A 13,366-nucleotide genomic window follows, 5' to 3' on the forward strand; every position below is an offset into this window, starting at 1 on the left:
AAAAGCGAAAGGGAGAGCATCCATGACAAGCAGAACCAAAAGGACGATATGGTCGGTTCTAGCCGTGGTAATCGTCGCGATTGTCGGCTTTGCCGTGTACTATTTTACATCCATTTATAATCAGCTGGATAATCTGCATAAAGAAGGCGCTAACTCCCCCTTCAAAAATGTAAAGCAGGTCGATCAGGTTCGTACGCCAGAACCGCCCAAGTGGGAAGGTACCGATATGGTTAACATTTTGCTGATGGGTGTCGATGGGCGCGGTATCCAGAAAGGGGAAGTTCCCCGATCAGACAGTATGATGGTCGTATCGCTGGACCCCGTTAAGAAAAAAATCCACCTGTTCTCTATTTTGCGTGATACGTACGTGGATATTCCCGGCTATGGAAAAAATCGAATTAACACCGCCATTACTCACGGACCCAACACAGCCATGAAGACGGCTGGCGATCTGTTAGGCATCCCGGTGCAATATTATGTGTACACGGATTTCCAGGGCTTTATCAAACTGGTGGATGCCGTAGGCGGGATTGATTTTGAAGTGGAAAAGGATATGCATTATACAAGTAATGCGGATAAACATCAGTACGATATTGATTTGAAAAAGGGCATGCAGCATCTAGATGGCAACACGGCGCTTCAATATGTGCGGTTCCGCCACGATGCAATGTCCGACTTCTCCCGATCAGGACGGCAACGCGCATTTTTGGAGGCAATAGCCCAGAAAATGCAGACCACGACTTCCATCGCTAACTTGCCAAATATTTTAGAGCAGGTTAACCCGTTCATTGACACGAATCTCAGTGTTAACGATATGTGGAAGCTGGCAAATGTGGGGTACCAAAGCAACTTTGCAGGCAGCGAACAGGTTCCACCGATGAAGATGCTCGGAGAAGAGAATGTGGGCGGCGCGGCAGTTCTTACTGTCCGCGATCCGGAAGAACTGAAAACGTATGTGCAGGATATATTTAATAATCCACCCGCACAAACACAGGAACAAAATAAGGATCAGAATGAAACGAAACAGCCAGACAGTGCATCGTCTACCAAGAAGGATAAAGCTTCTTTTACAGGGGGCAGTAAAACCAGTAATGAGGATGCTTCCACACAATCAACAACAAAGACAGGACAAAAAGAGCTATAATGATGTATGCAGGGGCAGCCGTGAACGCTGCCCTTTGGCGTGTGTATACCCTATTTTAATGAACGGAAAGGAAGTTTTTGATGATGAAACGGGAAAACTCCGAAGCACTATATAAAGAAGCCCTGGAGCATATTGTCGGGGGCGTTAACAGCCCTTCACGCTCCTTTAAAGCTGTGGGCGGCGGCGCTCCAGTATTCATGAAACGCGCTAAAGGTGCTCATTTCTGGGATGAGGATGATAATCGGTATATCGACTATTTGGCGGCTTATGGCCCTATTATTACTGGACATGCCCATCCCCATATTACTAAGGCTATCAGCGAAGCGGCCGCGAACGGCGTATTGTACGGAACCTCAACGGTATTGGAAATCAAACTGGCCAAGATGCTGAAGGAAGCAATTCCTTCTATGGACAAGGTCCGGTTTGTGAATTCTGGCACAGAAGCGGTTATGACAACGATTCGTGTTGCACGGGCCTATACGAAACGGAACAAGATCATCAAATTTGCCGGCTGCTACCACGGTCACTCGGATCTGGTACTTGTTGCCGCAGGCTCCGGCCCTTCCACGCTAGGCATACCTGACAGTGCAGGCATTACGACCAACATTGCGAGCGAGGTTATTACCGTACCATTCAATGATCTCGACGCGTTACGCCAAGCCTTGGAGCGTTGGAGCGACGATGTGGCGGCAGTCATGGTCGAGCCCATTGTCGGTAATTTTGGCATGGTCATGCCGCAACCCGGTTATTTGGAAGGGTTGTGCTCCATGGCGCGTGCGAACGGCTCACTCGTCATTTATGACGAGGTCATTACCGCATTCCGATTCCACTTCGGTTCCACCCAAACGTATGCAGGTTTGGACAACCATGATGCGATTCAGCCAGATTTGACCGCGCTGGGCAAAATCATGGGCGGTGGTCTGCCGATTGGTGCCTACGGCGGCAGCAAGCACATCATGGAGCAGGTTGCCCCACTCGGCCCAGCTTATCAGGCGGGTACGATGGCGGGCAACCCGGCGTCCATCTCGTCAGGCATCGCCTGCCTTGAAGTCCTTCAAGGGGAAGGCGTGTATGAAGAGATGGAACGTCTGGCTGTGAGGCTGACGGACGGTATCCAGTCCTCTGCCGAACGCTACGGCGTGCCATTGACGATCAACCGAATTCGTGGAGCGTTCTCGACGCATTTCTGTGATCATCCGATCACGAATTACGCGCAGGCGCAGGATACGGATAGCGAAGCGTTTGCATCCTTCTTCCGTCACATGCTGGATCGCGGTATTCATCTGGCACCATCCAAGTACGAAGCCTGGTTTCTCACAACAGCGCATACGGATGAAGACGTGGATACTACGCTGGAAGCGGCGGACGATTCGTTCCGGGCGATGTCACAAGGTAAGTAAAACAAGCAGTAAGTGATAGAATATGAATAGGATAAGAGCTGGAAGTAGTCTTAGGGATGGGAATCCGACCTCTGGGACTTCGTTCCGGCTTTTTTTCATTTCACAACTGTACCCGTACAGTTGCAGATTTTATGGATTGTATCAGGTTATGCCATCCGGGTATATTGAGAGAACCACAGGTTAAGGTCATTATTACGGAGGTTTATTATGAACAGTCGTTCCAGAAATGGAGCCGCCTATCTGGCAGCTCTCAGCTATGCAGCTATACTTGGATTTTCATTTTTATTTGTAAAATTGACAGTCACAGAGGCGAGCCCGCTGGATGTGATCGCCCACCGCTTTGCGCTGTCTTTTATCGCTTTGACCATTCCCGTGTTGCTCGGTTGGATCAAGATCAACATCAAGATGCGTGACATTCTGCGCATTTTACCACTGGCGCTGCTCTCGCCATTAGTGTATTTTCCACTGCAAGCCTTCGGGCTGATGAGCACTTCTTCATCGGAAGGTGGAATTATCCAAGCAACCGTTCCCATCTTTACGCTGCTGTTAGCTTCCTATTTTATTAAAGAGCGTACAACGGTAGTCCAGAAGATTTCCTTACTGCTCTCTGTCTTTGGCGTGGTTTTTATATTTGTGATGAAAAGCGGAGCACCGCTAGCATCCAATAGCTATGGCGGTATTCTTCTGCTCGTGCTTTCTGCGATATGCCTATCTGGCTATAATGTGCTGGCACGACCATTAACACAAAAGTACAACCCAATGGAATTGACCTACGTTACCTCTATTTTGGGATGTATCGTTTTTAACGTGGTGGCACTGGGATATCATGCCATAGACGGCTCCATGAGCGCCTATACCGCTCCACTGGTGAAGCCTGGTTATTGGATGGCACTGATTTATCTAGGCATTCTGTCTACCCTCGTCACCTCGCTGTTATCGAGCTTTGCCTTGAAGTGGATCGAAGCCTCCAAAATGAGTGTGATCGGCAATTTATCCACCCTCATTTCCATGATTGCCGGTGCTTACATTTTGAAGGAGCAGCTCGCCTACTATCACATTATTGGGGCTGTGATGATCATTATCGGCGTGTTGGGTACCAATTTCGGAGGACGAAAAAACTTCACGCCAATCAAAACAACTTTGGCAAAATCACAAAAAACGGGCTAAAAATAGACACTCATTTGCCTGCAAAAAAAGAAATCTCCAGGCTGCGCAATTCCAGCCGAGAGATTTCTTTTTTCATTTCTTAGTCTTCGTCGCATTAGATAGGGTACGCCATGACACTCATTAACGCCAATTCCGGCTGTGTCGCGTCCAATCTGCTATATTGTACGATTACGGGCACATCGCTAGTGACCGTAATTGCGTAAGGAATACCTACCGGAATCCGTTCGCCGGATTTCTCCAACGAGGCTGTTCGGATATGACGGGTTCGTCTTCCTTCTACCACCTCGATCAATCCCTCCAATGGCTCGCGGTCTTCAAAATAGATGTCTATACTCAGATTTGCCACACGGCTTCCACAATTCAGCACGCATATACTCTCATGACTGAGCAGCTCTCCCCGGCTTTCCGGTGGAATATACCCATCGGGGATGACCCAGAATAGGCTACCTCGCGGCTGATTAGCCACCTTATTCTGAGAAAGTTCAGCATTTCCCATACTATTGGCCTCCTTTACTCATAATACTTTTTGGCGCTTATCCCCCTTCTTCTAGCCGTACGGATTCTCCTTGGTACGCAACAGTTGAGCCAGAAAAGCAAGCGCCAATCCCTGACCCCATCCCTGAATGCGTTTGTATGGAACGTTTCGATAGCCGTCAATATCGTTCATCACAGCAGTTCCCGCGGATACACCCGTTACTGTGCCGTCGTCCTTAATGCGGGAAAGAATACCTTCGATCGCCTTTTGGGTGTATTTGTTAAACAATCTTCCTTGCATAAGCAAGGCGGTCGCAATTCCTGCCGAGCCCGAGGTTTCCAGATAAGAGGTATCATCGTTCAGCACCGTATGCCACAGCCCTTCTGGGGATTGCAGCCGCACCAGTGCATTGAGCTGGTCACGCAGCGAGCCGTCGATGATCATATAAGATGGATGCTGCACCTCCACAAGTTTCAGCGCTTTTGCCATCGTGAGGGCTGCCCATGAATTGCCGCGCGCCCAATATATTCCTGACATCCGGCTTTGATTCGCATGATCCCATCCGTGATAATACAGATTCGTATCCGGGTCCTGCAAAAATTCTTCATGCCCGTGATATTGACGAATTCCATCCTCCCAATACTCCTTGTTGCCTAACAGATGACCAATACGCAGCAAATAATAACCGGCCATAAACATCGTATCCACCCATGCTTGCTGCGGAAATACATCATGAAGTGAATTCACCGTATGCTGGAAAATGCCGTCGGCAAACCGCTCCGCTTTTTTGGCCAAAAATTCTGCCATCTCGATGGCAATATCAAGGTATTTTTGCTCACCTGTGGCCTGATAAAGCGTCAACAAACAGTGCCCGACAGAAACGCCGTTCACCGAGAGAGACGGAAGCCCATCCTCGATATTTTCGTCTACCCATTCTTTTAGCTTGGTCAGATACTTTTCGTTCCCTGTCGCTTCATACGCTTCGCATACTCCGTAAAAGGCTACTCCGCCCGGCCAATCCCAGCTGTAGTGCATTTGAAAGGTGCGTTCTACTACCCGGTCGATCACCTGCTTAACTTGTTCTTCATCAAAAATCAATGCAGGCATTTCCACGTCTCCCCCTTTGGTAAGTTTCACGTGAGTTACCTCCTTGACGCCCGTACATGAAAAGGTCGTCCTTCAACGTAAATACATGCGCAGCGGTTGCAAATCCAGTTCCTTCACAGCATCCACCACCATGTCTGCAATACGAACCGCGCCATTCTCATGAAAATGCGTGTTATCCTCTAAGCCGCCGGAAAAGTTCATGTATTCACCAGGCAGCAACCACATAAAAAGCTCTTTACTCTCTTCGGGACCCAGCTGCTCATATAACTCCTGCGTGCGGGCAGACAAATCAATCAGCGGTACATTCGCTTCTTCCGCCAGCTCACGAACCGCTGTTACATAGTCACCATGTGTGTCAGATAGCGTACCATCCTCGCTAAAATAGCGACGATGTACGGGCGTGACCAGTACCGGGGTTGCCCCATGGCTTCTTGCGCCGTCGATATAGAGGCGAAGATGCTCCTTGTAGGTTGTAAAAGGCTCTGTAGCCCGCTCCGGATCAGGCTTCTGATCATTATGACCGAACTGGATGAACAGGAAATCTCCTGCCTTTATTTCGCCCAAAATGACACCCAGCCGTCCTTCGTCCATGAAGCTTTTGGAGCTTCGCCCCGATACGGCATGATTATCCACGCAGACATCATGCTTGAACAAGGCGGGCAAAGCCTGACCCCAGCCTGTATACGGATAGCCGGATGCGTCCTGATCCGTAACCGTGGAATCTCCGGCTAGGAATAGCCGGAGGGTCTGTGGCGCTGGTGCAATCTCCAGCGCATTGAGCCTTGGCGCGGTGCCTGATACAGTGAGGCGCAGTTTGCCACCCCAGACAGGCACTGCAAACAGGGCTTCGGTGAACTGGCCTGGCAGCGTGTGCACTGGGGGAAGCATGTGCTTGCCTTCACCAGCCTTGAGTCGCGTGAGCGTTTCCGCCTGCGAATCGCCAACCAGTATAGTGACAAGATACAGCCCGTCTGGCACATCTACAACAAATGCAGCGTTTAGTGGAATACAAAAGCTGCTTCGCAGCCGCGTGCGTGCATCCTTGGCTGCACTCTGCCTTTTCCGACCGTACACATGCTCCGTAGTCTCAAAGCCATAGCCCTGTTCAGTTGTATATAAGCAATCCGGAGACACTCCCTTGTAGCCATCCGCAGGCTCCCCCGGACCAAAATCAAACTTCCACAATTTACTCACCTCTCAGCCATCGCCCTCAAATCCCGTCCATTCAATCGCACAAACCCGGATGCCTTCCATTTCCACTCGTAAGCTTCATAACTCACGCTATGGATTTTGGATCTTACCCCTTCAAACCACTCGTACTCATTCCTTCTACAATTTGCTTCTGGAATGCGAAGAATACAGCGATAACTGGAAGCAGGCTTAGGATAGACATCGCGAACATTCCTCCCCAGTTGGAAGCTGACTCGCTGTCGAGGAACATCTTGAGTGCAATAGATACGGTATATTTCTCTGGCGAATTCAGATACAGTACCGGACCAAGCAAATCCTCCCACTTCCAGTAGAAAGAGAAGATTGCCGCTGTAGCCAACGACGATTTAAGTAAGGGTAAAATAATTCTGAAATACAGCCGGAACTTGCCGCATCCGTCAATCGTCGCCGCCTCATCCAACTCTGCTGGAATCGTCCGTATAAACTGCACCATCAGAAAGATGAAGAACGGCATCCCGAAGAAGGAGGGTACCACTAACGGTAAGATCGTATTGATCCAACCGAGCTTGGTGAAAATAATATATTGCGGTACCAGTACCACATCCCCTGGTAGCATAAGCGTCACCATCATCAAAGCAAACCACAAGTTACGCCCTTTGAATTTCAAGCGTGCGAAGCCAAATGCGATCAATGAGGAGGAAAGCACAGCTCCAATCGTTGAAATCACCACGATCGTGAGCGAGTTCAGAATGTACGTGCCAAAGTTGTAGCCAGTCGTCCCTTTCCAACCTGTTACATAGTTTTGCCAGATCCATTCTGTAGGGAAAAGCGAGGATGCCGTGACGAATATCGTCCGACTTTCTTTAAACGAGCTGAACAGCATCCAAAAAACGGGATACAGCATCAGGAGCGCCAGTGCAGCAACCAGTATGTGATAAATTGGCCATTTGACCGTTTTCCATGCCATCAGTATCAGCGCCCCTTTTCCGTTTCATAAAATACCCAGTATCTGGAGGTTATAAATAAAATCGCTGTCAGTATCCCAATCATAATGAGCATGACCCAAGCCATGGCTGCCGCATATCCCATGTTGCTGAACATAAACGCCTGCCGGAACAGATACAGTGAATGCAGCATCGTTCCATCCATCGGGCCTCCTTCGCCCTTAGAAATAACATAAGCCGGGACGAAGGTCATAAAGGCGCTGATCGTCTGCATAATCAGATTAAATAGAATAATGGGGCTAAGTAACGGCAGCGTAATACTGAAAAATTTTCGTACTGGCTTAGCACCATCTACACTGGACGCCTCGTACAATTCAACAGGAATGTTCTTCAAACCTGCCAGAAAAATCAGCATAGAGGAGCCAAATTGCCATACGGACAGGGTGATCAGCATCGTAAGCGAAGCATCCGGATCACCAAACCATTTCACCGGGGTCGCCCCTAGAGTCGAAAGCAGGCTGTTCACTATGCCGTTATTACTGAAAATGTTCCGCCACATAATCGATACCGCAACGCTACCTCCGATAATGGATGGCAGATAGTACATCGTCCGATAGGTGCCGACCATGCGCGATTTGGTATTCAAAATCATAGCCACAAACAGCGCGAAAATCAGTCGCAACGGTACACCGACCAATACATACGTAAACGTGACCCTGATCGAATTCCAGTATTTCGGGTCTCCTGTGAACATCTTTTCGAAGTTACCCAGACCAATCCATTTGGGCGGGGTGAACAGGTTGTAGGTGGTAAAGGACAGATACAGCGAAATAAACATTGGAATTAACGTAAACGCCAGAAAGCCCACAATAAAAGGGCTGATAAACGCATATCCGGTCATATTGGCTTTCAAGCTCTGATGATTTCGCAAGCTCATCAAGCCTCCCTTCTGTTGCATTTAAAGAATTAGTAAAACTTTATGATGTCAATAATTCGTTGTTATGAGAATAATATAGTGATGTCTGCAAAGGGTGCTTATGCAGTTGGTTCGTCGAATCAACCGTGCGCAATCATGCTTTGGACTACGCACGGTTAACTTAACGAAATGTTCCTTCGATCCTATCGATTCTTATGCTAAAACGTTGTCAGATATCCAGAGGCCTTATTGCGCTTATTATTGCTTGTTATTCGCAAGGATGGTATTCGCATCAGCCCGGAATTTGGCCGCTGCGTCTTCAGCCGTCATCTGTCCGAAATTGACCTGCTCAATATAATCGGTCAGAGTCGCAATCACTTCCGGCGATCCGACTGGTGGCGGCGGGCTCATTGGAGAAGCCTTCGGCTCCATGGAAGCTACAAATTCAAACACCTGCTTCGTAGGCTCGCTCAACTCTGGTGCAACAGCTTCCTTGATTTTGGCGGAAATCGGCACGCCCCGTTCGCCTTTAATCAATTTATTCGCTTCTACATCGTTCATCCAGAAATCAATAAACTTAGCGGCTTCATCCTTCACCTGTGAACGGGAAGCAACCGTCCAGTACATCGTAGGCTGCATATATACGCCTTTTTCCATATTCGGCCCAAACATCGGAGCCAGTGCCATTGGGCGGTTAACAACCTGCTGTAATCCCACATACTGATTGGACCACTGCCAAATACCGATGCCTGTTCCTTTTACGATATCGGATTCCTCAAGAATCCCCTTGGTCTGGTTCATGATTTCAGGAGGCGGGGTCGCTCCCTTCTTAATCAGATCAGCCAATCCGCTGAAGAAGTCAACAAACAGCTTATCGTCGTCATACCCCAATCCTGTTCCTTCCGCATTGTAGAGAGTCTTTCCTTGAGTACGCAAATAGTAGTGGAAGAAAATATCGGCAGCCATCGAGCTGTCAAAGTATACTTTATTGGAACCAGCCTTTAAAGCCATTTCTTTGTATTGATCCCATGTCCAGTTGTCAGGAATTTTGTCTATACCCGCTTTTTTGAGCAACGCCGGGTCATACTGGAAACCCAGAACATTAACACCGGTTGGGATACCATATTGCTTTCCAGCAATTACGCCGGTTTTGAGTACATTTTCGGTCACATCAGCGACCTGAATTTTTTGATTCAAGTAAGGCGCGAGATCCTCCAGCTGACCATTTTTTGCATATTGGCTAATGTACGAAATGTCCATTTGCACGATATCCGGCAACTGATTAGCCGCAGCCTGCGGAGCGAGTTTTTTCCAATAGTCATCGAAAGAGGCATATTCCACATCAATCGTTACATTTGGATTTTTCTGCTTATACAAATCAACGACCTTTTGCGTGTATTCATGACGCGTATCCGATCCCCACCAAGCGATACGTAACTTTACTTTCCCGTCTGCACTTGTGCCCGAATTGCCGCCGCCCGCTCCGCTACATGCCGTCGTCAAAACGAGCAGCATAGCTATGATCAGAAACCATCCCTTTTTGCCCACCTATCTCTCCCCTTTTCGCTGTTCTAGAAAGGAGCCAAATTACGAGTGACAACGCACTTCCGCAATTTTGATAGCGTTTACATTAGCTCCTGTTGTTATTTTCCCAAAAGCCGAGAAACATTGGAATACACAAATCAGGTTTCCTGGGTTTAAAAAACAGTGGGACTCCATACGCTCATCCCCGTTCATGTGATTTAATGTACTCGGAAGGCGTCATACCCGCCCACTTTTTGAACACTTGGCTAAAATATTGTGCGTTCCCACCGAAGCCGAACCATTCCGCCAGCTCAAACACCTTCACGTCTCCTGTCTCCCGAATATGCTCAGCCGCACGTTCGATCCGATAACGATTGACGTAGTGTGAGAAGTTTTCGCCCGTCACCTTTTTGAATATCTTCCCTAAGTAGTCGGAATTCATATACAGCATTTGACCTGCCACTCCGTTCAGCGACAAATCGGATTTTCTGTAGTTTTGCTCAATAATAGTGATCATTTTATCAACGGTGGAAGATTGGCGATACACATTACTTTTATAATAGATTGCGGTCATTCGTTCGGCAGCTTCCTGTACAAATGATTTGAGACATGCCAGCGTTTTTTGCTCTGCCAGCACCACCATTCGGCTCGTAAACGCCGCACGCTCTTCTTCGGGGCATATACGGATCATAGCGGCATAGAGCTGAAGCACATAGGAGCGGGTCACGGAAATTTCCAGCTTCATACGGGACAGAATACCGAACAACCGATCCACTTCCTGTGCAACCTCCACCGTATTTCCAGCCTTGATCAGCAGACCGAACTTCTCCTCGTCCAGCTCCAAATCTGCCATCTCCCGGGTATCCTCAGCCGCTAAATCCTCCTTCGTAATCAGACTGCCTTCCCCGGTGTAAAACCGGTGATTCATACAATGCAGTGTCTCCCGATACATCCCCCGTGAATGCTGCATACTATCCGACTCACTAACTGCGACCGTTACCTCCAGCTTGTAAAAGCGATGAAATGTCGCACGTACCGCTTCAATCTGTTTCATAAACCGTGACGTGTCATCCTCACTTTCCAGCACGATGAGCAATTGCCCCTGCATGGTCGTACTGAGCAAGACATCATCCATCAAATCTGCCGCTATATTTTGCAATGCAAACAAATGCTCCGGCTCATGGGATTCCTCCACCCGCAGCAGTAGCATTCGAACCTGCTTATCTTGCAATTCAAGTCCGAATAACCGCTCATAAAATGCGATATCGCGGCTACCGTAAGTTTTATAGGAAATAAACTCCTTCAAAAAGTGTTCCTTCACATGAGGCAGCATACGCTGAAAATCTAGCTTCATCCGGTTTACAAACTGCTTGCGTTCTTCCTGCTCTTCCCGCTCCTGCCCCAACTCGGTCAGAGCCTCATGAATTTGCCGCTCATTGCATGGCTTCAACAAGTAGTGCTTCACCCCGTATTGCATGGCCCGACAGGCATAGTCGAAATCTTTGTAACCAGACAACAGAATGAAACGGACGTCTGGAAAATGCTCCGTCGTTTTGGCAACCAGTCCGATACCGTCTAGTCCAGGCATAGAGATGTCGCTAATCACAAAGTCAGGCGGGCTGGCCTGAATCTGATCATAAGCCTCAATCCCGTTACGTGCCGTACCCACCAATCTCGTTCCCGCTTTACCCCAATCAACCACCTGCGATATGCCTTCCAAAATCATACGCTCATCATCAACCAGTAGCACCTTGTACACGACCCTGATCCCCTTTCACATATGGAATACAGACATGAATCGACGTTCCTGTTCCTGACTCGCTATGCAGCTCTATCCCCCAAGGTGTACCAAATGTCAGGTTAATCCGTTCTTGAATATTCGTAAGTCCAATGCCCTGCCCACGAGTCGTGACCTGCCCGCTCCGCAGTTTTTCCAAGAAATCCGGCGTCATTCCCGGTCCGTCATCTTCAACTCGCAGAAATAGAGCCCCCTCGCTTTCTCTCGCAATAATAGCAATCCGACAGGGTTCAATTCGCGGCTCCAACGCATAATGGATGGCATTCTCCACCAAAGGCTGAAGCGTTAGCTTCGGAATTTGCGCATCCATCAGTTCTTCCGGGACATCCAGATGGAAAACGAGACGCTCATCAAAACGTGTTGTTTGGATCGTTACGTAGCTCCTTACAATATCCAGTTCTTTTCGAAGCGGAATCAGTTGCTCTTCAAAACTGACCGCACTACGCAATAGAAAAGCAAGTGCTTCCACCATCTCTGAAATCCGATCCTGCTTGTTGGCCTTGGCGAGCCAGTTCACGGATTCCAGCGTGTTGTATAAAAAATGTGGATTAATCTGTGCTTGTAGTGCCTTTAGCTCTGTTTCCCTCAGTAATAGCTGCTTGGCAACATTTTCATTAATGAGCTCACGAATGCGGCGAATCATTTTCTTATATGTCCGATGTAGCAAGCCTACCTCGTCCTGTGTGGAAAGGGGGACCGCGCCAAGTGCTTCTTCTTCCAAACGGTCGAGATCGCCTTTTTCTATTTTACGCATGTTCTGGATTAGTTGAACGATCGGTTTGGTAATGCTGCCTGACAACCTAGCTCCCAGTGCCAATGCAATAAGAAGCATAATGACAAAAATAGCGCTTACAACTTCTTTAATGATCGTAATGCTGCGAAACATATCATCGAAGGGGGTCATATGCAAATACGTCCAACCCGTATAAGAGGATTTGATTTGAGCAGCGAAAAAGGTTCCTCCTGAGTAGGTCGCAATCCCGTAAGGCTGCTTCCGACCAAGCTCGGCCTGAATATCACTCTCACTCAATAGTGGTGTTTCGGGATAAATCATCCGCCTTCCATCTGTAATCATCAGTTGTCCGTCACGGCCGGAGGTTTGCACGCGGTCCGCTACAATCCGGTCAATTCGCACACGAATCGCAAGCGTTCCGAGCCCATTCAGCGTAAAATTGGAATCGGTAAAGGATTTGAACTGCCGAGCTGCCAGCAAGGAGGAATGGCCTGCCGCATACCATGCATTGGAACCGTCATGTTCGTCTGCCAGCTCCGACAGGGTGGATCGAAGTTCTTGGGGAATACCTTCGCGGTTGCCCGCACTCATGACCTGTCCCTCTTTATCGATCACTATCATAGAATAGACATAGGTCTCAGAGCCGGCAAAGGCGACGAGCCTATTCGTTATTTTTTTACGCAGCACCATTTTGGCATAAGGTGACGTTTCCTTTTCCAATTGCAGCAAATAACGTTGAAGCTGCTCGTCCGTTGTTACCTTGAAAGTAACTTTTTCCACATCCTTCAACTCATTTTCTATACCGATTGAAGAAATATTGAGTACTTCGGATGTTTTTTTGTACATTTGATTATCATAAATATGAAATACGTACTTAAGTATGACTGCAACTACTGCAAAATTAACCAGCATAAGCACCGTAATCAGTAGTACCATTTTATGATGGATTCCAGCATTTTTGTAAGCGCTTTTAAAGTAGGTAATCAGT

General features: G+C 48.2%; 11 protein-coding genes. 3 read left to right on the top strand and 8 right to left on the bottom strand.

The genetic code is table 11. From position 1 onward, the window contains the following. Positions 1-22: 22 nt before the first annotated feature. The 3 genes from NLX82_RS25450 to NLX82_RS25460 all read left to right on the top strand — a co-directional run bounded on the left by NLX82_RS25450 (position 23) and on the right by NLX82_RS25460 (position 3,711). A complete protein-coding gene (locus NLX82_RS25450; RefSeq protein WP_023987022.1) occupies positions 23-1,144 on the top strand; it encodes an LCP family protein in 1,122 nt (373 codons plus the stop codon). An 83-nt stretch (positions 1,145-1,227) separates the two neighbouring features. Beyond that, on the top strand, positions 1,228-2,544 hold the full coding sequence (locus tag NLX82_RS25455) for a glutamate-1-semialdehyde 2,1-aminomutase (RefSeq protein ID WP_023987021.1): 1,317 nt from the start codon (positions 1,228-1,230) through the stop codon (positions 2,542-2,544). 207 nt (positions 2,545-2,751) lie between these two features. Beyond that, entirely contained in the window at positions 2,752-3,711 is a 960-nt protein-coding gene (locus NLX82_RS25460) for a DMT family transporter (protein ID WP_053324640.1), read from the top strand. 94 nt (positions 3,712-3,805) lie between these two features. On the opposite strand, the gene NLX82_RS25465 is transcribed toward NLX82_RS25460, so the two are convergent. The 8 genes from NLX82_RS25465 to NLX82_RS25500 all read right to left on the bottom strand — a co-directional run bounded on the left by NLX82_RS25465 (position 3,806) and on the right by NLX82_RS25500 (position 13,314). Continuing rightward, the gene (locus NLX82_RS25465; protein ID WP_254349234.1) at positions 3,806-4,207 is read right to left on the bottom strand and encodes a sensory rhodopsin transducer; all 402 of its coding nucleotides are present in this window, start codon (positions 4,205-4,207) and stop codon (positions 3,806-3,808) included. A 51-nt stretch (positions 4,208-4,258) separates the two neighbouring features. Continuing rightward, on the bottom strand, positions 4,259-5,293 hold the full coding sequence (locus NLX82_RS25470; protein WP_023987018.1) for a glycoside hydrolase family 88/105 protein: 1,035 nt from the start codon (positions 5,291-5,293) through the stop codon (positions 4,259-4,261). Positions 5,294-5,365: 72 nt separating this feature from the next. After that, positions 5,366-6,478, bottom strand: a complete 1,113-nt coding sequence (locus tag NLX82_RS25475) for a rhamnogalacturonan acetylesterase (RefSeq protein WP_023987017.1) — start codon at positions 6,476-6,478, stop codon at positions 5,366-5,368. Positions 6,479-6,590: 112 nt separating this feature from the next. Continuing rightward, entirely contained in the window at positions 6,591-7,430 is an 840-nt protein-coding gene (locus NLX82_RS25480; protein ID WP_023987016.1) for a carbohydrate ABC transporter permease, read from the bottom strand. A 5-nt stretch (positions 7,431-7,435) separates the two neighbouring features. After that, on the bottom strand, positions 7,436-8,344 hold the full coding sequence (locus NLX82_RS25485) for a carbohydrate ABC transporter permease (RefSeq protein ID WP_023987015.1): 909 nt from the start codon (positions 8,342-8,344) through the stop codon (positions 7,436-7,438). 237 nt (positions 8,345-8,581) lie between these two features. Next, a complete protein-coding gene (locus NLX82_RS25490; protein ID WP_023987014.1) occupies positions 8,582-9,871 on the bottom strand; it encodes an ABC transporter substrate-binding protein in 1,290 nt (429 codons plus the stop codon). 175 nt (positions 9,872-10,046) lie between these two features. Next, positions 10,047-11,606, bottom strand: a complete 1,560-nt coding sequence (locus NLX82_RS25495; protein WP_023987013.1) for a response regulator transcription factor — start codon at positions 11,604-11,606, stop codon at positions 10,047-10,049. Beyond that, entirely contained in the window at positions 11,584-13,314 is a 1,731-nt protein-coding gene (locus NLX82_RS25500) for a sensor histidine kinase (RefSeq protein ID WP_023987012.1), read from the bottom strand. The genes NLX82_RS25495 and NLX82_RS25500 overlap by 23 nt, the downstream gene beginning before the upstream one ends. Positions 13,315-13,366 lie beyond the last annotated feature (52 nt).

The organism is Paenibacillus sp. A3M_27_13, assembly GCF_024213315.1.
GTDB classification, from domain to species: Bacteria; Bacillota; Bacilli; order Paenibacillales; family Paenibacillaceae; genus Paenibacillus; species Paenibacillus polymyxa_B.